Origin of the sequence: Streptomyces rubradiris, assembly GCF_016860525.1 — a bacterium.
In the GTDB taxonomy this organism is placed as follows: domain Bacteria; phylum Actinomycetota; class Actinomycetes; order Streptomycetales; family Streptomycetaceae; genus Streptomyces; species Streptomyces rubradiris.
In genome coordinates this window covers 1,126,736-1,147,789 of record NZ_BNEA01000015.1, presented here as the reverse complement: position 1 = coordinate 1,147,789, position 21,054 = coordinate 1,126,736, and the positions used below count along the sequence as shown (strand labels likewise).

Annotated in this window: 22 protein-coding genes and 3 pseudogenes; 10 read left to right on the top strand and 15 right to left on the bottom strand. The window is 68.3% G+C overall.

Going from position 1 to position 21,054, the window contains the following annotated elements; genetic code table 11:
• The first annotated feature begins 1 nt into the window (after position 1).
• Positions 2 to 801, top strand: a protein-coding gene (locus tag Srubr_RS18305) for an IS5 family transposase (protein ID WP_230426674.1) whose coding sequence is annotated in 2 segments (ribosomal slippage) — positions 2 to 337 and positions 340 to 801 — 798 coding nt in all. Because the reading frame shifts where the segments join, the coding sequence is not laid out codon by codon here.
• A gap of 307 nt (positions 802 to 1,108) precedes the next feature.
• On the top strand, positions 1,109 to 2,182 hold the full coding sequence (locus tag Srubr_RS18300) for a PP2C family protein-serine/threonine phosphatase (RefSeq protein WP_229927038.1): 1,074 nt from the start codon (positions 1,109 to 1,111) through the stop codon (positions 2,180 to 2,182).
• 51 nt (positions 2,183 to 2,233) lie between these two features.
• Here Srubr_RS18300 and Srubr_RS42045 read toward each other — a convergent pair.
• The 5 genes and pseudogenes from Srubr_RS42045 to Srubr_RS18280 form a co-directional block, all read right to left on the bottom strand.
• Positions 2,234 to 2,398: pseudogene (locus Srubr_RS42045) on the bottom strand (DUF4158 domain-containing protein); the annotation flags it as partial.
• Between the two features lie 10 nt (positions 2,399 to 2,408).
• Positions 2,409 to 2,561, bottom strand: a complete 153-nt coding sequence (locus tag Srubr_RS18290) for a hypothetical protein (RefSeq protein ID WP_189999986.1) — start codon at positions 2,559 to 2,561, stop codon at positions 2,409 to 2,411.
• Between the two features lie 27 nt (positions 2,562 to 2,588).
• Positions 2,589 to 2,948: a hypothetical protein gene (locus Srubr_RS18285; protein ID WP_189999987.1), complete on the bottom strand. Its 360-nt coding sequence runs from the start codon at positions 2,946 to 2,948 to the stop codon at positions 2,589 to 2,591.
• A 223-nt stretch (positions 2,949 to 3,171) separates the two neighbouring features.
• Positions 3,172 to 3,300, bottom strand: a complete 129-nt coding sequence (locus Srubr_RS41445) for a hypothetical protein (RefSeq protein WP_268257613.1) — start codon at positions 3,298 to 3,300, stop codon at positions 3,172 to 3,174.
• A protein-coding gene (locus Srubr_RS18280) for an IS5 family transposase (protein WP_230426674.1) occupies positions 3,297 to 4,096 on the bottom strand; the annotation gives its coding sequence in 2 pieces (ribosomal slippage) (positions 3,297 to 3,758 and positions 3,761 to 4,096; 798 coding nt in all). The genes Srubr_RS41445 and Srubr_RS18280 overlap by 4 nt, the downstream gene beginning before the upstream one ends.
• A gap of 35 nt (positions 4,097 to 4,131) precedes the next feature.
• Here Srubr_RS18280 and Srubr_RS18275 point away from each other — a divergent pair.
• Together Srubr_RS18275 and Srubr_RS18270 are read left to right on the top strand one after the other, a co-directional pair.
• Complete coding sequence (locus Srubr_RS18275) at positions 4,132 to 4,452, top strand: DUF6233 domain-containing protein (protein ID WP_189999947.1); 321 nt, start codon at positions 4,132 to 4,134, stop codon at positions 4,450 to 4,452.
• A gap of 51 nt (positions 4,453 to 4,503) precedes the next feature.
• Positions 4,504 to 4,698, top strand: coding sequence for a hypothetical protein (locus Srubr_RS18270; RefSeq protein WP_189999946.1), 195 nt, complete (start codon positions 4,504 to 4,506; stop codon positions 4,696 to 4,698).
• Between the two features lie 267 nt (positions 4,699 to 4,965).
• Here the strand turns inward: Srubr_RS18270 and Srubr_RS18265 are convergent.
• Both Srubr_RS18265 and Srubr_RS18260 read right to left on the bottom strand, forming a co-directional pair.
• A pseudogene (locus Srubr_RS18265) lies at positions 4,966 to 5,228 on the bottom strand (transposase family protein); the annotation flags it as partial.
• Between the two features lie 44 nt (positions 5,229 to 5,272).
• Positions 5,273 to 6,178 (bottom strand): helix-turn-helix transcriptional regulator, encoded by a 906-nt coding sequence (locus tag Srubr_RS18260; protein ID WP_189999945.1) that lies wholly within the window; start codon positions 6,176 to 6,178, stop codon positions 5,273 to 5,275.
• Positions 6,179 to 6,371: 193 nt separating this feature from the next.
• Here Srubr_RS18260 and Srubr_RS18255 point away from each other — a divergent pair, with 193 nt between their 5' ends.
• The 3 genes from Srubr_RS18255 (at position 6,372) to Srubr_RS18245 (ending at position 9,134) form a co-directional block, all read left to right on the top strand.
• Positions 6,372 to 7,106, top strand: coding sequence for an SDR family oxidoreductase (locus tag Srubr_RS18255; protein WP_189999944.1), 735 nt, complete (start codon positions 6,372 to 6,374; stop codon positions 7,104 to 7,106).
• 142 nt (positions 7,107 to 7,248) lie between these two features.
• Positions 7,249 to 8,226, top strand: coding sequence for an aldo/keto reductase (locus Srubr_RS18250; protein ID WP_189999943.1), 978 nt, complete (start codon positions 7,249 to 7,251; stop codon positions 8,224 to 8,226).
• Between the two features lie 56 nt (positions 8,227 to 8,282).
• Entirely contained in the window at positions 8,283 to 9,134 is an 852-nt protein-coding gene (locus Srubr_RS18245; protein ID WP_189999942.1) for an aldo/keto reductase, read from the top strand.
• 157 nt (positions 9,135 to 9,291) lie between these two features.
• On the opposite strand, the pseudogene Srubr_RS18240 reads toward Srubr_RS18245, so the two are convergent.
• Positions 9,292 to 9,670, bottom strand: a pseudogene (locus Srubr_RS18240) (NAD(P)/FAD-dependent oxidoreductase); the annotation flags it as partial.
• 93 nt (positions 9,671 to 9,763) lie between these two features.
• Positions 9,764 to 10,759 (bottom strand): ATP-dependent DNA ligase, encoded by a 996-nt coding sequence (locus tag Srubr_RS18235; protein ID WP_189999941.1) that lies wholly within the window; start codon positions 10,757 to 10,759, stop codon positions 9,764 to 9,766.
• 478 nt (positions 10,760 to 11,237) lie between these two features.
• Between Srubr_RS18235 and Srubr_RS18230 the strand changes: the two genes are divergently transcribed.
• The 3 genes from Srubr_RS18230 to Srubr_RS18220 all read left to right on the top strand — a co-directional run bounded on the left by Srubr_RS18230 (position 11,238) and on the right by Srubr_RS18220 (position 13,380).
• On the top strand, positions 11,238 to 11,531 hold the full coding sequence (locus Srubr_RS18230) for a hypothetical protein (RefSeq protein WP_189999940.1): 294 nt from the start codon (positions 11,238 to 11,240) through the stop codon (positions 11,529 to 11,531).
• A gap of 12 nt (positions 11,532 to 11,543) precedes the next feature.
• Entirely contained in the window at positions 11,544 to 12,362 is an 819-nt protein-coding gene (locus tag Srubr_RS18225; RefSeq protein ID WP_189999948.1) for an SPDY domain-containing protein, read from the top strand.
• A gap of 739 nt (positions 12,363 to 13,101) precedes the next feature.
• A complete protein-coding gene (locus Srubr_RS18220) occupies positions 13,102 to 13,380 on the top strand; it encodes a hypothetical protein (protein WP_189999939.1) in 279 nt (92 codons plus the stop codon).
• Between the two features lie 292 nt (positions 13,381 to 13,672).
• Here Srubr_RS18220 and Srubr_RS18215 read toward each other — a convergent pair whose 3' ends face one another.
• The 6 genes from Srubr_RS18215 to Srubr_RS18190 form a co-directional block, all read right to left on the bottom strand.
• Positions 13,673 to 14,368, bottom strand: coding sequence for a hypothetical protein (locus tag Srubr_RS18215; RefSeq protein WP_203855036.1), 696 nt, complete (start codon positions 14,366 to 14,368; stop codon positions 13,673 to 13,675).
• Positions 14,369 to 14,445: 77 nt separating this feature from the next.
• Positions 14,446 to 14,754 (bottom strand): hypothetical protein, encoded by a 309-nt coding sequence (locus Srubr_RS42040; RefSeq protein ID WP_373313336.1) that lies wholly within the window; start codon positions 14,752 to 14,754, stop codon positions 14,446 to 14,448.
• Positions 14,755 to 15,055: 301 nt separating this feature from the next.
• Positions 15,056 to 15,979: a recombinase family protein gene (locus tag Srubr_RS18205; RefSeq protein ID WP_189989753.1), complete on the bottom strand. Its 924-nt coding sequence runs from the start codon at positions 15,977 to 15,979 to the stop codon at positions 15,056 to 15,058.
• A 316-nt stretch (positions 15,980 to 16,295) separates the two neighbouring features.
• Positions 16,296 to 16,685 carry a glycine cleavage system protein GcvH gene (gene gcvH, locus Srubr_RS18200; protein WP_189989751.1) on the bottom strand — a complete coding sequence of 130 codons (390 nt, stop codon included), beginning with the start codon at positions 16,683 to 16,685 and terminating at the stop codon, positions 16,296 to 16,298.
• 71 nt (positions 16,686 to 16,756) lie between these two features.
• Complete coding sequence (locus Srubr_RS18195; RefSeq protein ID WP_189989749.1) at positions 16,757 to 17,692, bottom strand: carbon-nitrogen hydrolase family protein; 936 nt, start codon at positions 17,690 to 17,692, stop codon at positions 16,757 to 16,759.
• A gap of 213 nt (positions 17,693 to 17,905) precedes the next feature.
• Positions 17,906 to 21,040: a Tn3 family transposase gene (locus Srubr_RS18190; RefSeq protein ID WP_189989748.1), complete on the bottom strand. Its 3,135-nt coding sequence runs from the start codon at positions 21,038 to 21,040 to the stop codon at positions 17,906 to 17,908.
• Positions 21,041 to 21,054 lie beyond the last annotated feature (14 nt).

Here is a 21,054-nt window from a genome sequence, read left to right as displayed (position 1 = left end):
GATCGTTGAGCGGCTGGTGCCGGACGAGTTGTGGGAGTTGTTCCAGCGAGTGGTGCCCGAGGCTCCTTCACGGCCCCAGGGCGGTGGCCGACGGCGGCATGGTGACCGGGAAGTGCTGGCCGCGATCGTGTTCGTGGCCACCTCGGGCTGTACGTGGCAGCAGCTGCCGTCCGCGTCGTTCGGGCCGTCGGGAGCGACGGCCCACCGGCGTTTCTCGGAGTGGACGAAAGCCAGGGTGTGGGCCAAACTTCACCGCCTGGTCCTCGACGAACTCGGGTCCCGGGGCGAGCTGGACTGGTCCCGCTGCGCGATCGACTCGGTGAACATGCGGGCCCTGAAAAGGGGGACCTGACAGGTCCGAATCCTGTGGACCGGGGCAAATACGGCTCGAAGATCCACCTGATCACCGAGCGGACCGGTCTGCCCCTCTCTGCCGGGATCTCGGCAGCGAACCTGCACGACAGCCAGGCCCTGATTCCCCTGGTGAAGGGCATACCACCGATCCGCTCACGCCGCAGACGCAGACGGCGCAAGCCCGCCAAGCTCCACGGCGACAAGGGCTACGACTACGCCCACCTGCGGCGATGGCTACGTGAACGCGGCATCACCCACCGCATCGCACGCAAGGGTATCGAGTCCTCGCAGCGGCTGGGCCGCCATCGCTGGACCATCGAGCGCACCATGGCCTGGCTCGCGGGCTGCCGCCGACTCCATCGACGCTACGAACGCAAAGCCGACCACTTCCTCGCCTTCACCAGCATCGCCTGCACTCTCATCTGCTACCGCAGACTAACCAAATGAGATGGTCTCTAATGACGCGCTGGGTATTCAGGCCCTGGAATACCAGCTGGACCTCTGAGGCCGGCCGCTCCCGGGGCCGCTGCGTCCCGTGTTCCGCGGAGAGCCGTCGGGCGGTGCGTTGGTGCCGTACAAGATGTGCTCACTCGTACATGATGCTCACTGAAGCTTTGGACCGGGAGCTCGTGAGAGACGGGGTGACAGTGTGGGTGTAGGGCGGGCTGCGGCGCTGCGCAGACAGTGGGAGGAGGAGCACCCCTGGCCGCCCCGATGGCTCCGCTGGGTCCCGCCCGCACTCGTCGTGGTGACCATGGTGCTTGACCAGGCGACACCGCCGCACTACTTCTTCGGCTCGTTGCTGGCGGCCTCGGTGGTGCTGTCCCTCTTCACGTACCCGCCGTTCGGTGTTCTCGCCATCGGCGTCGCCGGATGTGTGCTGCTGGCGGTCACCCAGTCGCTCGAGGACTACATCGGTCCGATGACCATCGTGGCCCTGACCGTCCTGGCCACCATCACTTTGCTGTCGGCATCGCTGGGTGTGGTGCGCCGACGGACCGAGGGCCGTTTCCGCCGCGTGCAGGCGGTCGCCGAGGCCGTGCAACTGGCCCTGCTGCGTCCGCTGCCCGAACGGATCGGCCCGTTGCGCCTGGCCGGCTTCTACCGGGCGGCCGACGACGAGTCGCTCATCGGCGGAGATCTCTACAGCGTCCGCCCGACACCGTTCGGTATCCGGGTGATCGTCGGGGATGTCAAAGGCAAGGGCATCAGTGCGACGCAGACCGTGGCCACGGTGATCTCTTCGTTCCAGGAGGCGGCGTTGCTCCATCCGTCGCTGAGCCAGGTGGCCGAGCGGATCGACGTGGCCCTGCAATTGGACCGCGACAACCCTCCGATGGAGCCGATGGGGGGCGGCCGGCCGGCCTACATGCCGGGGGACACCCCGGGGCCGGCGGAGGAGGTCTTCGTCACGGCCGTCCTGCTCGAGTTCTCCGCGGACGCGTGTACCGTACGGGTCCTGGAACGGGGTCATCAGCCTCTGCTCATCATCCGGCACGGCACGGTGTCCGTCGTGGAGGCTGACCACAGCCTGCCGTTGGGCATGGGCGACCTGCTCACCGCGCCTCCGCGTACCGTGACGCACACCCTGGACCCCGGTGACATCCTGATCGCCTACTCCGACGGGGTCACCGAGGCGCGCGACAGCGCCGGAACGTTCTACCCGCTGCGCGAGCGCCTCCAGGGCCACTGCGCCAGCAGTGCCGAGCCGGTCTCCCCCGCAGGTCTTGTCACCTTCCTGGAGGAGGACGTCGTCCGGTGGGCGCCCACCCTGGTCGACGACCTCGTCGCCATCGCATTCCAGCCCGCCCCGTCCGGCGACGAGTGATCCGTCCCCGGCACGGGCGGGGAGCCCGGGCCGCATCGGGGACGAAGCGGCCCGGACTCCCCGCCCGAGCCGGTTGTGGTCACCGCGCCGCTTCGCCACCAGCTTGCGGTCCTCGTCGTCGAGGAAGAAGAACCGCTCCAGCTCCGGCCGGGTCGGCTCCTCGTTGAACTTCCCGTACGAAGCCGCCTGCTCGTCGGACAAGAACTCCACTGGCATGGACCTGACGCTAACGACGCCCGCAGCCGCTCAACGATCTTCCGCCGAACCCCGGCGGCAGGCCGATCGTGCTCCAGGTCCGGATCTTGACGCCGTCGCTGTCGGCCGGAGTCTGGGCGAGCAGAGCGATACCGGGCGCCCATCGAAAGCGGTAGAGGTTCATGGAGGCGGACCGTACGAACGGGCCCGCTCACTGTCGCGTCACGCCGGACTCGTGCTCGGTGAAGGCGCGCTCCAGGGCGTCGAGGACCGCCACGGCGTCCGGCACGGTGGCGAACGAAATGACGACCCGGCCGTGCCCGAGCGTGCCGAGAACGAACTCGAACTGCCCGCCCGACCCCTCGCACTCGTAGACGTACGTGCCCGGCGGTGCTTCGCACAGTGGCCCGTCGGCGTAGTCGAGGTACGGGAACCTGACCTCGTCGACGGCGTGCGCGATCACCTCGTTGGGCACCTGGTCGAACTCGACGTTGGCGCGGCCCTCGTCGTCGAGGCAGACCCGCCCGCCGCCGCGGCCCGTCCTCCTCGTACTCCAGCCGGATGTCGTCACAGCCGACGTATCGCGGGTGGTCGCCAAGGTGAGGGAAGGCGGTCTTCAGCGCGGTGACGGCCGCGTCCTGGGTCTGGTGCCAGTGCTGCTCCCAGGTGTCGATGGCCTGGAGGACGGCGGACTGCATGTGCTGCTCCGTTCGTTCACCGGGCAGCGGCGCGCCAGGGGGCGGCCGTGTGCCCGGCAGGGGTAGTGCAACGGAGCAGCATCCGCGCGATGAGACCTAACGTCGCGCTGACCTGGGGTCATGTGCTGGGAAGTGGTGTTCGTGGACGACGTTCATCAGGTCCAGGAGCAGGGAGTCGGCCGCGATCTGCTCCCCGCGGTCGACCGCCTTTAGAGACCATCTCATTTGGTTAGTCTGCGGTAGCAGATGAGAGTGCAGGCGATGCTGGTGAAGGCGAGGAAGTGGTCGGCTTTGCGTTCGTAGCGTCGATGGAGTCGGCGGCAGCCCGCGAGCCAGGCCATGGTGCGCTCGATGGTCCAGCGATGGCGGCCCAGCCGCTGCGAGGACTCGATACCCTTGCGTGCGATGCGGTGGGTGATGCCGCGTTCACGTAGCCATCGCCGCAGGTGGGCGTAGTCGTAGCCCTTGTCGCCGTGGAGCTTGGCGGGCTTGCGCCGTCTGCGTCTGCGGCGTGAGCGGATCGGTGGTATGCCCTTCACCAGGGGAATCAGGGCCTGGCTGTCGTGCAGGTTCGCTGCCGAGATCCCGGCAGAGAGGGGCAGACCGGTCCGCTCGGTGATCAGGTGGATCTTCGAGCCGTATTTGCCCCGGTCCACAGGATTCGGACCTGTCAGGTCCCCCTTTTCAGGGCCCGCATGTTCACCGAGTCGATCGCGCAGCGGGACCAGTCCAGCTCGCCCCGGGACCCGAGTTCGTCGAGGACCAGGCGGTGAAGTTTGGCCCACACCCTGGCTTTCGTCCACTCCGAGAAACGCCGGTGGGCCGTCGCTCCCGACGGCCCGAACGACGCGGACGGCAGCTGCTGCCACGTACAGCCCGAGGTGGCCACGAACACGATCGCGGCCAGCACTTCCCGGTCACCATGCCGCCGTCGGCCACCGCCCTGGGGCCGTGAAGGAGCCTCGGGCACCACTCGCTGGAACAACTCCCACAACTCGTCCGGCACCAGCCGCTCAACGATCCCCACCACGAGCCCCAGACTACCGAATCAGCCAAATGAGATGGCGTCTAAAGAAGGCCCTGGCCCGCGCCGAGCAGCCGTCCCCCCGGCGGCAGCGGCCCGCCCGTCCGGTGAAGGGTGCAGGCGCCCTGCCCGCCTTCGCGCCGGCGTACATCCGCACCGGCTTCGTCATACAGCAAAAACGCACCCCGGCAGGCCCGGAGCCGGCGCTCATCCACCTCGCGGACTGCTCGATGATCGAGGGCGCGCCGCACCGGATCCGGGCGGACGAGGCCCGCGCCGCGCTCACCGAGCCCACCGTCGCCCCCTGTGCCTTCTGCCGCCCGGACACCGAACTCGGCATCGATCTGGCGTGAAGGATCACTGCTTGAGCGCTGTGCCGCCTATGGCTGGATATATTCGTACACATGGACAGAGTTCTTGAGCGCATCGACCCGGCGGTGGACCGGACCGCCGCCGCGCGCCTGCTGGGCTGCTCGCCCGACGAGGTCGGGTACTGCCCGCGCTGTCAAGGGCTCACCCGCCGATACGGCCGCAACGCCCAGGTCATCTGCCCGGCGTGCCCGGACGCGCAGCATCCGGCGGCCGGTGCCCCGGCCTGAGGGCGTCCGGCCGCCTCGCCGCGGCACCGCTGCCTTCTTCGCGGTTGCGGGCCGTTCGCGATGGGGAATCTCCGCCGACGTGCTCAGTCGGAGAACCCTGGCACGTCTGCCGCCGTGAGGTCCTCGCGAATAGCTGGTACCCGACACGTATTCCTAGGCTGCGGTATTCGCACCTGAGCAGGGTCCCAGGGGGAACCTTGCCCACGTAGGTGCCAGCCCACCTGGCAGCCGCGCGCTGCGATGTTGGGGCGGCGACAGTGAGCGCTTTCAACGTTGCCGCTCCAGGGTAAGGACGGCTTTGGCGATGACGGTCATGCGGTTCGGGCTGATACGGGATCTTTGGAAGATCTGCCAGGACTTCAACCGTGCCACGCCTCGTTCGACCGGTACCCGCGCTGCGGTTAGGGCTCGGTTGACGGTGCGCTGGGTGAGGGTGAGTTCACCTTCTGGTGGCCGTTTGACTCCGTGGTGACCCAGGGGCCAGCGCCCGTGTAGGCACGGGCGGCGAGAACGAGGACACCCTGACGTTGGGCTGAGCCGACGCACGATAGTTGTCGCAGAGGCAGGCTTGTTGTCACTGGCGGGCCTGCAGGCCGTTTGAGTCGTTCCCGGTTACTGAGGACTGTGTCTCGGAGGAGGGCGTGGAGGCGAGGCTGCCGAGGAGCCGGATGCGTTCTTCGGTCGGGGACCCGGCGGCGCTGGTGTAGGCGAACATCGTCCATCCGGGGTGGTCGGGGAGGTTCATGGCCTCGTAGGTGAATTCAAGGTCGCCGACGTCGGGGTGGTGGATGTGCTTGGTGCCGGTGGTGTGGAGGCGAACGTCGTGGGCCGACCAGCGGCTGCTGAAGGCGTTGCTGCGGGTGACGAGCTCGCCGATGAGGTCGGTCAGGTGTGTGTCGCGGGGGTTGCGGCCGGCCGCTGTGCGCAAGTTCGCGGCGGCGGCGTCCGCGGCGTGTTCCCACTGCGGGTAGAAGGTGCGGGCGGCGGTGCTGAGGAAGATGAACCGCGCGGTGTTGTTGCGGGCGTCCGGGTCGTGGAGCAGGGGGGTGAGCAGGGCGCGGCCGAGGGGGTTGAGGGCGATGATGTCGGCCCGCTGGTTGACGATCCAGGCGGGTGCTCCGGTGATCGCGTCGAGGAATCGCTGGAGTGAGGGGCGGATCGTCGAGGGTGCGGGGCGGGAGCGGCGTCGGGCCGGTGTGGAGTTCGCGGCCCGGGCGAGGTCGTGCAGGTGCTCGGTCTCTGCGTCATCGAGGCGTAGCGCGCGGGCGAGGGCGTCGAGGACTTCGGGGGAGACGCCGGCGAGGTTGCCGCGTTCCATCTTGGCGTAGTAGTCGCTGCTCATCCCGGCGAGCATGGCGACTTCCTCGCGGCGCAGGCCCGGCAGGCGCCGGCGTCCGCCGCCGACGATCCCTGCCTGCTCGGGGGTGATGCGGTCACGTCGTGTGCGCAGGAAGTCCCGCACCTCGGCCTGGTGGTCCATGGATTCCACGGTACGGCCGGATCGACTGCTGAAGGAGTGACTGCCAGTACACGTATAAGCGGTCCCTCGCCCCCTGTCCGGGCCGGTGCTGGAATGGCTGTGTCGGGGTGATCCGGACCTTTCGGACCGCCGAGCATCAGTCACAGGTAGATACCCGACCACGCTAAGTGACCGCTAAGGACAGGAAATCTTTATGAGCCAGGACCACACTCAGGGGCGCGTTGCCGTCATCACGGGGGCCTCCTCCGGCATCGGCGCCGCGACCGCCCGGGCTCTGCACGCCGCGTGCTACCGTGTCGCGCTGCTCGCCCGCCGCACCGACCGCATCAAGGCCCTGGCTGACGAGCTCGGCGACGGCGCGATGGCAATCTCCGCGGACGTCACCGACCGCGACGCCCTGCTGGCGGCGGCCGGACAGGTGAAGCAGGAGTTCGGCGGCACGGACGTGCTGGTCAACAACGCCGGCGTCATGCTGCTGGGCCCGTTCTCGGCCGAGCAGCGCGAGGACTACCGCAAGATGATCGAGGTCAACCTGCTCGGAGCGATCACGGCGACCGAGGTGTTCCTCGACCAGCTCAAGGACGGCGGCGGCGACCTGATCAACATCTCCTCCGTCGCCGGCCGGGTCGCGAACGTCGGCAGCGGTGTGTACGCGGCCACGAAGTTCGGCATCAACGGCTGGTCGGAGTCGCTGCGCAAGGAACTGCTGCCCGACGTCCGCGTCACCGTGATCGAGCCCGGCGTCGTCGCCACCGAGCTGCCCACCCACATCACCCACGAAGCCACCCGCCAGGGCGCCCAGCAGCTCTACGACGTCGCCCAGGTCACCGCCGAAGACGTCGCCGAGGTCATCACCTTCGCCCTCCAGCGCCCCCGCCACCTGGCCATCAACGAGATCCTGCTCCGCCCCGCCGACCAGGCACTCTGAGCTCAATTTCGCCGCGGGCGACCGCAGAAGCCGCTTGTCCTGCCGCAAGCAGCAGGAAGCAGCCGGCCATGCGTCATGGCGTTCATGAGCGGGCTGACCCAAGTGAACGCCGCTGGCAAGGACAACATCCGAAGGAGAGCAGATGCGGTACATCAAGCTGCGTGACCTGGAGGTTTCCCGGATCGGGCTGGGCGCGATGGGCATGTCCCACGGGTACACCGACTCCGGCACGGACGAGGCGGAGTCCATCCGCACGCTGCACCGGGCACTGGAGCTGGGCGTCACGCTCATCGACACCGCCGAAATCTACGGCCCCTACACCAACGAGGAACTGCTGGCCCGGGCGCTGAAGGGGCGGCGCGAGCAGGTGGTGCTGGCGACGAAGTTCGGGCTGGTGGCGCACTCCGGGGCAGGCCCGGGGAACCTGGACTCCAGCCCGGCCAACATCCGCACGGCCGTCGAAGGCTCCCTGAAGCGGCTGGGCACCGACCACATCGACCTGTACTACCAGCACCGCGTCGACCCCAACACGCCCATCGAGGAGACCGCCGGAGCGGTGGGCGAACTGATCGCGCAGGGCAAGGTTCGCGCCTTCGGCCTGTCCGAGGCCGGCCCCGACACCATCCGCCGCGCGCACGCCGTCCAGCCGGTCACGGCCGTGCAGTCGGAGTACTCGCTGTGGACCCGCGGCATCGAGGACCGCATCCTGCCGGTGCTGCGGGAGCTGGGCATCGGCCTGGTGCCCTTCGCGCCGCTGGGGCACGGCTTCCTCACGGGGCAGATCCGCTCCACCGACGGCTTCAAGGAAGGCGACTTCCGGCACGGCAACCCGCGCTTCACCGGCGAGAACTTCCAGCGCAATCTGGCCCTGGCCGACGAGGTCCAGGCTGTTGCCGCCGAAGCCGGCGCCACCCCCGCGCAAATCGCGCTGGCCTGGCTGCTCGCCCAGGGCGAGGACATCGCCCCGATCCCCGGCACCAAGCGGGTCCACCGCGTCGAGGAGAACACTGCCGCCGACAGCGTTCAGCTGACCGCCGAGCAGCTGTCCAGGCTCAGCAGCCTGCCTCCCGCCGCCGGCGAGACCCACAACGAAGCCGGACGGCAGATGCTCGAACGCTGATCCCCATCATCCGATCCCCTCACCCCCCACGCATATCAGCGACAAGGAAGATCACCATGCAGACCGTCACCCTCAACAACGGCGTGCAGATGCCGATCCTCGGCTTCGGCGTCTTCCAGATCCCAGCCGAAGAGACCGAGCAGGCCGTCACCGACGCCCTCGCAGCCGGCTACCGGCTGCTGGACACCGCGGCCGCCTACGAGAACGAGGAAGCCGTCGGCCGCGCCATCAAGGCCAGCGGCATCCCGCGCGAGGAACTGTTCGTCACCACCAAGCTGTGGGTCCAGGACGCCCCCGCCGAGCAGAACACCCGCCGCGCACTGGAGACGTCCCTGGCCAAGCTCGGCCTGGACCACGTCGACCTGTACCTGATGCACCAGCCCTACGGAGACGTCTACGGCCAGTGGCGCGCCATGGAGGCCGCCCACCGCGAGGGCCTGACCCGGGCGATCGGCGTGTCCAACTTCTACCCCGACCGGCTCCTGGACCTGATCCTCAACAACGAGATCACCCCGCAGGTCAACCAGATCGAGACCCACCCCTTCTTCCAGCGCACCGCCGACCACGACCTCATGCGCGAGCACGGGGTGCAGCACCAGTCCTGGGGCGGCTTCGCCGAAGGCAAGAACGACCTGTTCACCCACCCCGTCCTCACCCAGATCGGCAAGACGTACGACAAGTCCGCCGCCCAGGTCGTCCTGCGCTGGCTCATCCAGCGCAGCATCATCACCATCCCCAAGTCGGTACGTTTCGAGCGCATGGCCCAGAACCTCGACGTCTTCGACTTCCAGCTCACCGACGACCAGATGGCACAGATCGCCGCCCTCGACACCAACACGACCCTGTTCTTCGACCACCACGACCCCGAGATGGTCGCCTGGCTCGCCAAGCGCCGCCTGGACGCCTGAGCAACCAGGCCAGATGGCAGCCTGGGACCTCGGTAACGGTGACCACCAGGCTGCCTCGGCTGGCCCTCATCACCAGCTCATTCGGCCTCGCCGGTGCCAACTGCTGGACTGCTTCTCACCGGTCACCCGATCAGTGGCCACGCTGAAAACGCTCAGTGATGTAGCCCTCGGCGTCGAGGTCGAGTTGGCCGGTGAACAGTTCGGTGCGCGAGTCGTGGCCGATCGCGATGAACAGCCCCGTCACGTCCAGGTCGCAGGTGGCACAGGTGAAGACGCCACGCAGGACGATGCCGACGAGCATGCCGTTCGTGTCCTCGATCTCGGCTATCTCGCTGTCGAACGCAAAGGAGATCTTGTCAGGCCCGCAGGGTGTAGCGGCGGTGGACGACGGTGACCGACTTGGCGAAGCGGGTGAGGAAGGTGGCTACCTCCATGGCGGTGTCGCCGCCGCCGACCACGACGATGCCGCGGTCACGGAAGAAGAACCCGTCGCAGGTCGCGCACCAGGACACGCCCCGTCCGGACTGTTCCTTTTCAGGTCGACTCGCCCTTCCATGGGATGCATTCAATGCATCATCGATGCGTCACATCGGTTGATCAGGCCGAAGACCACCTCAACGCCGTAATCGCTATATGTTCGGATCGCCCCCACCAGGGACTTCACCGGATTCTTCGAACCTCGGCACTTGCATTGGATGCATCTCCGCCCGGATCCTGATGAAACGGACAGGGTGGCGGTAGTGCCCCGCGTCCACGGCTGTGTCCGCGAGGAATTCCGCCACCAGCTCCGGCGTCACGGGGTCGTGCATCAGCTCTCCGCGGGTCCCCCAGCCGACGGAGAAGCGGCGGCTGGCCCAGGGGTGATCCGGTGTGGCCGGCGTCAGACACTCGGTCAGCTCGCGCCGGACGCTGGCGGCCAGGGGCGTCGTTCGTGCGACCAGCCGGAGGTCGTCGGAGGCGTCGTACCGTCCCAGCAACAGGGCCAGCGGCGCCGCCAGAGAGCCGGTGACCCCACCGATGACCGCTTCCGCGGTGGCTTGGGAGCGCACCTTGATCCACGACCTCTTCCCCGGCAGATAAGGCTGACTCAGGCCCTTGAGCACCACACCTTCGATGCCTGCGCTTCCCCAGGCCGGGTCGAGCCAGTCCTGCGCCATTGCACAGTCGGTCGTGGCGGGACACAGCGTGAAGGGCGAGTCGAGCGCTCCGGTGGCGAAAAGGGATTCGAGCCGAGCGCGCCGGTCCCGGTAGGGCAGCGGCATCAGGTTGGTGCCGTCCGATTCCAGTACGTCGAAGGCGATCAGGTAGGCGGGGTCCGCCGCGGCGGCCTGCCCGGCGCTGCGGCCTCGGCGACGGGCGCGGCGCTGGAGTGCGGCGAAGTCCAACCTCCCCTGACGGTGGACGACCAACTCACCGTCCAGGACGAGGCTGTCCCCGAGGGCCCTGGCCGCCCGGGCGATATCGGGAAACGCCGAGGTCAGGTCCGCGCCCTGGCGAGACTGCACCATCACCAGATCACGCCGGGCGAAGACGATGGCACGGAACCCGTCGGGCTTCTGTTCCGCGACGATGCCTCCGGGCAGGGCATTGGCCGGCGGCAGCTGCCGCCGGGCCTCAGCAAGCATTGGCTCGATGGGAGGAGTCAGGGACACACTTCTACCTCTACGCGCCCCTCACCCGCACCGCGCGCCGAAAGAGCACGTTCTCGTTCGCCGAAGCGATCACGGCGTAGGGTCCGAGCGCGCTGGTGGCGGAGTCCGCCACCAGTGGCACTCCGCTCCGCCGACAACGGCGGTGTACAGCAGTTCGCCCGGGGCAGACAGGAAAGATCCGCGAAAGACTGGCCAACGCGTCCGGGGCATGTCAAGGTAGACGACCTCCCCGGAAAAGCCCAGGTCAGGAAGGCTATCGGCGCCCGACGTCAGCCGCAGAGGGCGGCATGCCACCGCGGTCGGGTCGGGGAGTGGATGGCCTTCGAGGCCGAGACTGCGGAGGGCGTTGTCTCCGCGCCGTGCTCCGCTCCGTGCAGGCGCCTTCCTGTTTGACCGACGGTTCATCTGGCCGAGCGTCGTATCCGCCGCTTTCCCTCTTGAGGAGGCTTCCGTGTCGTCCGCGGAAATGACCGTCCAGGATCTCATCGACCTGCTGTCCGCCTGTGAGCGTGATGCTCCGGTTCGGCAGGCGCTGAATCCCTTCTTCCCGATGGAGCACCGGCTCGCTCAGGTCATCCAGGCCATGGACGCGACCGGGAAGACGGTCGTCTATCTCGCCGAGGGAGGTGATGAGCACAGCCAGCTCGGTGCCCTGCCGCCCGAGGTCGCCGTGAAACTGGCCTGGCAGTCTCCCGTTCAGCCCCCACCGCGTCGTGCCCGCCGCACCGCCCGCGGCGGCCAGTAAATCCCCTCACCCCTGGAGGTGCCCCTGAACCCCGACGTCCCGCTCGACCCCGCCGCCCACGACCAGTTCCCGGCGGCCTGCTGGGTCGGCCCCCGCCACCTGGCCGGCGACGACGGCCGCCTCTACGACACCGTCGCCGACACCCTCTCCACTCTGGGCTGGACGAGCCTGACGATGGTCCGCGGCCGGCAGGAGCCGGACGAGGAACCGGAGAACCGGCAGGTTGTGCGCAGCACCGTCCTGCACCTGAGCCCCGACACCCTCCGGTGGGCCCAGTGGGTCCTGGCGGACGAGCCGTTCCTGCTGGGGGATCTGCCGATCGCCTGGCATGTATCGGCCCGAGCGGACACGGGCAGTCCGCTCGCGCAGTGGTCCGCGTACTTCACCCCCGATGTCCCCGGGGAGGCCGTCGCCGACTTCCTCGTCGCGCTCGACGCACGCCGGCACCCCGCAGCGCCGTCCGGCGGTAGGGAGCTGGTCCTTGAGGCGGTTACCGGGCACGGGTGGCTTCTCGACATCGACCAGCCGCAGGCAGGGGCGATGGACGCGACCTTCACCACCCACATCAGCTACGGCACGGTGCCGCCCCTCATCCAGGACGGCGACCCGCAGACCCTCACCCGCAAGGTGGGGGAGGAGCTGGACGGGTGGCAGGCGTGGTCCGAGCCGGTGCTCGGCGGGCGGTGCCTGTGGGCGGCATCCTTCAGCTCCAGCGTCCCCGACGACCTGGTCGCGGCCTTCGCCCGCTCGGTCAGCTCCACCGCACCGGTCCTGCGCCAGGTGCTCCCGGAGAGCACCCGGGACCGGCTCCTGCGCGCGCCGGCCATCTGACGGCCCGGGCCCGCGCAGGCGGTGCGCAGGCGGCCGTAACCCTGAAGGGCCGGGGCCGTCGCGAGTCCGAACACGACATGGTTGCCCAGCCACCTTTGCCTGCCGAACATGGTGAAGCCCGGCCATCCCATGGGATGGCCGGGCTTCACCATGTTCGGTGGACATCGCCAAGGCTGGCATGGCGTAGCAGCGGCAGGGTAGCCTTTTTGACTCCTCACAGCCCCCCCGCGATCTGCCGGGAGCAATCGGTTGTCGGTACCTGCTCGTGGCGGGATGGGTGGTCTTCATGCCAGCTTTCGCTGCCGTTGCTGGCCGAAATACGGCCATCCGTTCGGGTGAGCGGTCACGGTTTTCCGTGATCCCGGCAACCGGATAGCCGTGATCGCCCGAGCATCCTGAGGAAAGCATCAGTTCGCGTCGGCTGCGCCGTCACCCTTAGCCTCGCCACGCCTGACTGGTCCTTCGGCATGGACTGCTCCCGGCGCCGAGGCCGATCACGATCACAGCGCACGTGACACCACCCCCTGTTGGGCACAACATCACGGTCATCATCGCAGCCCCGGAAGTGTGACCGAAGAGACCGTCCCTCATGTGCTGGAACAGGCACACATCTGTACAGCCTGCAGAGGATTGATAGGGCCGAAACTGCTCTACACAAGTTCGGGCCCTGTACCTACTGTCATTAGCGACATGCCAAGGCGGGGGCAAAGCATGTCCCCAGGCCAGAGGGGGAACGAACATGAAGCGTAGACTTCAGCGCATTGCAGTGGCGAGTGGTCTCGCTGTCTCAGTAGTGGTAGTGCCCGTTGCCGTCGCTGCGCCCGCGCAGGCGAACACGTCGCAATGTGTGAACTACCTGTATTCGAAGGGCTACGTCATCGGCCCGAAAGTGAAGAAGAACTGCAAAAAGGCCGCCAGCGACTTTTGGTACTTGGATGATGCGAGGCGCAACCTACGGAAGTTGGGCGTAAAGAAGAAGCACGCCGAGCGTGCCGTCCAGTACGCTTACTTCGGGTAGCCCCCGTCCTCTTCATGCGGGGCGAACAAGGCGTAAGTGTCTAGGCTTCAATCGCCCCTTCGGGTTCCACGTGTAGGGGCGATAGTGAATAATTCACTCGTCTCGCCGTAGTGGTGGCCAGCAGGTGCTCCCGGACAGCACCCGGGACCGGCTCCTGCGCGCGCCGGCCATCTGACGCGCCCGGCCGTGCCTGCCGGCCCGGAACCGCGAAGCCCGGCCATCCCGATGGGATGGCCGGGCTTCTGGCATACCCGCACGCAACGGGCAGTCGGCGGCGCCTCGACGGCGGACGCTAACGCGATATGGCCTTGGCGAGGGCCTTGTCGAGGTGGCGGTCGACGAGGGCGGGGGAGCCGGAGACGATGACGAGGACGTTGCCGTCGCGGATCGCGGTCTGCTTCATCACGCTGTCGTGTCCGCCGGCGGAGAAGGTCAGCAGCTGGCTCCACTGCTCGTCACCGAGGTGGGGCGGAGTCGTCTTCCGGGTGGCGATGTCGATGGCGGAGCCGCCGACGAGGATCTGGTACTTCGGGCATCCGGTCATGGCGTCGAAGATCCTCCCCATGCCGTCGGACAGTTTGCCGGGGGTGTCGCTGTACAGCTCTTCGGAGACTTCCGAGTCGTCGCCGCCGGCGTAGGTGAAGGCGGTCGTCGCCTGGCGGGGGAAGTCGAGTGATCCTCCGGTGGCCGCGTCGCCGCCGAGTTCGTCAAGGGCGGGGCAGCCGAGCACGGTGACGTCGTCGTTGTGCTCGGCGCGTTCGAGCTTGCGGGTGTAGCCGCTGCCCAGGTCGCCGGCGGCGAGCAGTCGCTCCGTGAGCGCGGCTGACGACAGCGGGCTGCTGCCCGGCTCCGGCACGGCCGGGCTGGTGGCGCGGGCGGAGGAGGACGTGGCGGAAGGTGTCGTTTCGGCGTCGGAGGAGCAGGCGGGCAGGACGAGGAGGGCGGCGGCGGTGATGCCGGCGGCGGTGGTGGTGACGCGCACGCGCACGAGGTGACCCCTTTTGTGCTGGGAGGCGGTTGGGCAGTGCGGGCCCGCGGGCCCGGTGGGGTGGTAGGGGTAAGGGGTCAGTGGCCGAGATGGCGCAGGCAGTCCTCGAACGAAAGGAGCGTGTTGTCGGCGGCCGGCCCGGGGTGCCGGTTGAACCAGGCGACGTCCAGACGCCTCTCCTGCTGCTGGTGACCGGCGCGGCAGCGCAGCCAGATCTGGGCGCGGGTGGCCATGATGATCCAGTCCCGGTAGGCGCCGCATCCGGTGCACGTGACGACCTCGCCGTCCAGGACGAGAGGCCACGGCCACGGCATCATCCACCCGTCGACCTGGTCGTGGCTGGGCACCCGCAGCTCCGGGGGAAGGAAGTCGTCCACCTCGGCCACCGGCTCCGACGCCCCCGCATCAACCTGTGACTGCGGGGGAACCGGACCGGCCTGCGGCGCCGGCGCCGGGGGACAGGGCATGCGCTGCGCCATCTCCCACATCTCCTGGTGCCGGCGCCGCGCCTCGATGACGAATGGGTCCTGCTTACGGCGTCGTATCCGGTGAAACACCCTGGTGTCCTCCTGCGTTTCGTCCTGCTCGCGTCAAGATCGTCCCCCAAGGATCCGGCCCGTTCAACTCACAAAAGCCCTAGTCCGGCCTCGGGGAACATCGGTACAGCGGTTAACGCTAAGCCGGTGATCATGGTCCGGGTGTGAGCGTGCTGACGCGGTTCTCGTACTCGCGGCGGGCCTTGCGCTGGGCAGGGATCGCGGGGAGGCCGTGGCCGCCGTCGAGGGGCTGACAGCGGGCGAGGAACTGGCGGTGTACGGAGGGGATGGCGGTGACACGCAGGGTGTACCCCTGGCCGCGTCGTACGGTCACGCCCTGGTCGAGCGCGGTGCGCTCGACGGCGTCCAGCTCGGCGCTCCGGAGGAAGTCGGCGACCTTGCCGGGCATGTCGAGGGTGACCGGCAGCTCCGGCGCCGGGGTCTCTTCCGCTGCGACGACGTGCTCCGGCAGGAGGTCGTCGACGGCGGTGCGTACGGCGCCGCGGCTGACGTTGTGCTCGCGGGCCAGGGCGGCGATGGACCGACCCGCCAGGAAGGCGGTGCGCACGGTAGTGATCGTTTCGCCCGCGAGGGCGGGTCGGCGTCCGCCCTTGTTGCCCTTGGCCTCGGCGGCGCGCAGTCCGTCGTAGGTCAGTTCGCGCTGGAGGTCGCGTTGGAGTTCGCCGGCGGCGGCGAGGGTCTGCACCATGAACTTCACGGTGGACAGCAGTTCTCCGGTGCGCGGGTGGCGGGCGGTGAGGTCCATGGCGGAGAACGCGCCGTCGTGGATGCGCAGGGCGAGCTGGTCGCGGTGCAGGACTTCGAGGACGTCGAGGATGTGCTGGTTGCCGCGTACGAGGCGGAACATCTCGGAGATGTGCACGGTGTCGCCTGGCCGCGCGTACGTGAGGAGTTCGCCGAACTTGGGGCGCTGGAGCGGGTGGAGGCGGCTGGAGGTACCCGGGTCCTCCTCGAAGACGACCGGGTCCTCGATCCCGGCCTCGGCGAGGACGAGGTCCTGGCGGGCGGTGGACTGCTGGTCGGTCGACACCCGCTTGTAGACGAGATTGGCCACGCTGTTTCCCCGCTTCTGCCGCCGCATCGGACCTTGGGTGTCATCTAACCCTGTCGTCATCCGTCATCGGATCTCATTGGATCGGAGCCGCCGTCAGACCCCGGAATCACCGGGTTCATTGGACGACCGCCGCGCCTGTCGTCATTCGATCGTTTGCGGACAGCGGAGGAGCGCGTCCCCTGCTCCGGAAACGAGCGTCCGGTGACAGGAACCCGGACCGATTGTCATCGGAGTTGGACCGCTAGCTGGCTGTCACCGGTGATAAATGGGCCATCCCCTCCTGTGAGGTGGCGGTCTCTCGGCATGGCCGGTTCCGCTACTCGTCGATGAAAGCGACATAGGCGTCGGCATCCAGGAGCCTCGAAAATTCGTTCGCGTCTGATGCCTTGACGCGGAAGAACCATCCGTCCCCATAAGGCTCAGCGTTGACCAGTTCCGGGAAGTCGGCCAGAGCTTCGTTGACAGCGACGATTTCACCGGAGATGGGGGCGTACATGTCGCTGGCCGCCTTGACCGACTCAACCACCGCGCCAACTTCACCTGCGGAGACGTTGGCGCCGACTTCGGGCAGGTCGTCAACGGCGACCAAGCCTGAGAGCAGCTGTTGCGCATGATCCGTCAAGCCGACTGCGTACTGCCCGTTGCCCTCATCGCGTACCCATGCGTGTGACGTGGCGTACTTGAGCTCCGTCGGAACGTTCGACATCTGTCTCCCGTGTGTAGTCACTGTGCCGTGAGTGGACCGGGTGCACTGTCCTCAAGCTGTTCGGACCCGTTTCAGAGACGGTCTTTGTTGGGGTCATCTGCGGACAGAGCGCCGTACAGCTTGGGGTTGCGTTCCCGCCGGTACGGGTTGTTGCCGCGGGAGGCTTTCAGGAAGTTCCGGTCGACGGTGCCGAAGATGAGCTCGTCGTAATCGCCGAAGACGAGCTCCTCGCTGCGGCCGGAGGACACCTTGTCCCTGCCGCCGCGCCCGGCGCGCGCCAGGGCCGTGCCATCGGGTGCGGCCAGCGTGGAGCGCCCCACGTACTCAAGCTCCCCCTCATTAGGGTGCTCCTTGCCGATGCGGTTGGCATAGGCGATGTACATGTTGTTCTCGTAGGCACGGGTGAGCACGAGGTGGTCGAGGGAGAACGCGTAGGGGTCCATCGTCGCGGTCGGCGCCACGAGCAGATCGGTGTCCGCGATGGCGTGAGCGCGGACGGTCTCCGGGAACTCCACGTCGTAGCAGATCAGGAACCCGAGCTTCAAGCCGTTCAGGTCGGCCTGGACGACGAGGTTTGTGCCGGCCTCAAAGTGGTTTTTCTCAAAATCGCCGAAGAGGTGCGTCTTGCGGTAGTTCGCCAGCGAGGAGCCGGTGGAGTCGATGAGCCGCACCGAGTTGTACACAACCGGGTCGCCGTCTGGGCGCTTCTTACCGGTTTCGTCGAGCTCGGGGTAGCCGATGGCCACCGCAATTTTGTTGCCGGCCGCAATCTCGTTGACCCGCCCGGCGGATGAGCCTCCTGATGCAATCTCTGCCGCGCAGCTCCTTACGTCGTTCACGTACCCGCCGAGGAACAGCTCCGGGGTGACCAGTAGGTCGGCGCCGGCGGCAGCGGCCTCGCCCGCGGCACCTTCCAGCCGTTTGAGGGTCCGGCCGACGTCGCTCGGAACCCCCAGGCTCTGGAGCAGTGCGACACGGAGCTTGCCCGTAGCTGATGCGGTCGACATAGAGATCCTTTGCAGAGGGAGAGGGGAAATTGCGTATCAAGGCTATATCTGCACGGACATGCCTGATCGGTTCATTTCGTCTCTATGCTCGATGTATCACTCGAATGAGAAGCGACGCAGTCCCCACCGGTCTGAAGTGCCAGGGCCTGAACGACCGCCTTACCGAGCAGACGGAGCATCACGCTCCCACGCTCCCGAAGAAGGCTGACCCGATCACTCCTCCCCACCCTGGTCATCGTCGTCCAACTCGGGCGTATCCGGGTCGCGCAGCGGGCGCAGGGCGCCGGCGGCCGGGGTGGAGGCGGTGAAGCTGTAGCGGCCGAGCAGGTTCAGGTTGCGGTGCTTGAGCGGGGACAGCCGGGCGATGTCCTCGTCGCGCAGTTCGTGGCCCTCGGCGCGGAGCTGGGCGACGGCGGCGTCGATGTACTTCGTCGTCCACAGCACGATGGCGTTGAGGACCAGGCCGAGCGCGCCGAGCTGGTCCTCCATGCCGTCGCGGTACGCCTGGTGGATGGTGCCGCGCTTGCCGTGGCACACGTCCCGGGCCAGCTTGTGGCGGGACTCCTGCACGGTGAGCTGCCGGTTCATCTGCCGCCGGTAGGTGTCGTCCACCGGGTCGACCACCCGCAGCAGGTGCTCGGTCTTGGCGATCCGCCCGTACTCCGCGAACGCCGCCCCCAGCGGCGTCGGGCGCCCGTCACGTCCGAACATGCGCAGCAGGTCGTAGGCGCGGACCTGGTTGGTGACCAGGGAACCGGCGACCTTCAGCATGTCCGGCCAGTGCGTGATCACCTTGTTCAGATTGACCCGGTTGCGGGCCAGGTCCTCCACCGCGCCGTAGTGGCCGGTCTCGACGCCGGGCATCGTGGCCCGCCAGAACCGCTGGTCGTCCAGGTCGCGGAAGCGGGGGCTGAAGTTGTAGCCGAGGATCTTGAACAGGCCGAACACCATGTCGGAGTACGAGGCGTTGTCGGTCGCCACCATCTCCGGCTTGACCCCGCCGTCGAGGTTCAGCAGGGCGTCCAGGATGTGCAGGGAGTCGCGCGGGGTGCCGGGGACGACCATCTGCCCGATGCCCGCGACTTGGTCGTTTACGGCGTTGAGCCAGGTGATGCCCCGCTTGAACCCGAAGTACTTCGGCGACGGGGCGGCGTTGATGGTGCGCACCGGCACCTGGAAGCGCAGCCCGTCCACGGAGGCGAGCAGCCCGTCGCCCCAGTAACGCACGATCGGGATGCCGGCCTGGGCAGCGATCAACGCGGCGTTCGCCGCGGCGATGGTGTCGGCGCGCAGGTAGTACTGGTCGACGTGCACGAGCCGGGCCCGGGTCAGGGCCTCGTAGCCGGGGTTCACCACCGGGGCCAGGCCGATGTTGCACGCCTCCGACACCAGCAGCGCGACCACCGAGGTGGGCAGGTCCTTCATCCGGGTGGTGCCGTCGCCGAGGTGGACAAAAGCGTCGAGGAAGCCGGTCCAGGCGTTCACCTCGAACAAAAGGTCCGGCAGGTCGATCTTCGGGAGCATCTTCTCGACCCGCTTGCGCAGCCAGGTCAGGGACTTCGGCTCGCCGAGCGCGCCGAGCTTGTCGACGTTCAGCTTCACCCGCCCGTCCTCCTGCACCTCGATGGAGACCTTCGCCGCCGGCCCTGCTTCCTCCAGGCGTGTCGCGAGCTGCTTCCACCCGGCGTCCAGGCCCCGCACCAGCTCCGCCAGGTGCTCCTGGACGGGCATGTTCAGGCTCAGGGCCGCCAGGACGTCCTCCTCGACGGCGTCCCAGTCGGGCCCGTCCAGCAGACGGGCCCGCGGGTTGGACCAGCGGTGCGAGGGCGAGGCGAAGACGTCGCGGTTGTTCAGGGCCCGGTGCAGCTGCTCCAGCACGCACACCACGTACGCGTCCCGGTCCACCGCTCCCTGCGGCAGATCAGGGTTGGCGTACACCGCCTTGCGCCACGCGGGCGGCACGAGCTTGTCGTCCACCTCCCGCGGCAGCAGCGGCTTGACGCCCACCTTCCGCCGGGCCAGCGCCGGCAGGCCCCGGACCCCGGCCAGGACCCGCTTCCCGGCACTTGCCGCGTCCAGCGCCTTCGACTCGCCCAACAACGCGAGGAACGGGCGGACCGTGGCGTACCGGGTCGCCAGCGCGGCCCGCATTGCGACGTCGGCCGTGTTCTCATCCTCGGGCACCAGGGTCACCACGGTGGCCGCCGCGCTCATCACGGCGGCGCGCGGGGCGACCTCCTCCACCGCCGCCCACAGCGCGGCCACGTCCAGGTCCGCCTCCTGCTCCTCGACCAGCTCCAGCTCCTCGAACAGCACCTTCGCGGCCCGTGCGAGCGTGCGCGATGCCTTCTCCAGCTGTGGCAGCGTCGATAGCCGCTCCTTCTCCGTCTTCCGTTTCGCGGCGTTCAGCAGCCGGGTGGCCATCAGGACCTGGAACAGGTCCAGGGCCTCATCGATGGCCTTCGCCTCCAGGTGCCGCATCACCGCGGTGAGCATCGCTGTGCGCTTGGGCTCCGCCGCCCGCTCCAGCAGCGGCGCCTTCGAGCCCAGCGCGTACCGGGCCAGCGCCGCCATCCGGTTCGGCGGGATCTGCGACAGCCTCAGCCGCCCGAGCCGGTACGCGCCGATCTCGTCCACCCGCTCCAGCGCGCGGGCGAACGCCGTCCCGGTCGTCCGCGTCGGCGGCCGGCGCAGACGCTCCAGCTCCGAGAACCGCGAGCCCTCCGGCGTCTTCAACGTCGCCACCAACTCGCCCGGCAGCGCCGGGTCGGCGCGGCGGGCCGCGCCCGCGACGGTGGCGTGCAGCCGCTTCTCCGCGACCTTCCGGGCCTCCGACACCTGCCGGGCCAGCACGCTCACCCCAGGCAGCAGCACCCGGTGTCGGCGCAGCCAGCCCACCGCCTGGTTGAACAGCGCCACCGGCCCCTCGGCGTGCGTCCACGCCCGCCCGTGCAGGAACGTACGGAACCGGCGCGACCACTCCGCATCCTCGTACTCGCGGTACTCGTAGGCGTCCCGGATCTCCCACGCGTGCTCGTACGGCGTCGGCTTGCGCTCGGTGTACCGCTTCACGCACGAGACGTCCTCGATGCCGAGCTGCACGGCCAGGTGCTCGACTACGACCCACGGCACGTCCAGCGGGTCGTCCGGGAGGAACCGGCCGATGTAGCGCACGGTGCACATCTGGAGAGCGAACCCGAGTCGACTGTGGTCCCCGCGCCGTTTCGCGATCAGCTTGCGGTCCTCGTCGTCCAGGAAGAAGAACCGCTCCAGCTCAGGCCGGGTCGGCTCGTCATTGAACTTGCCGTACGACGCCGCCTGCTCGTCGGTCAGGAACTCCACTGGCATGGACGCGAAGCTAT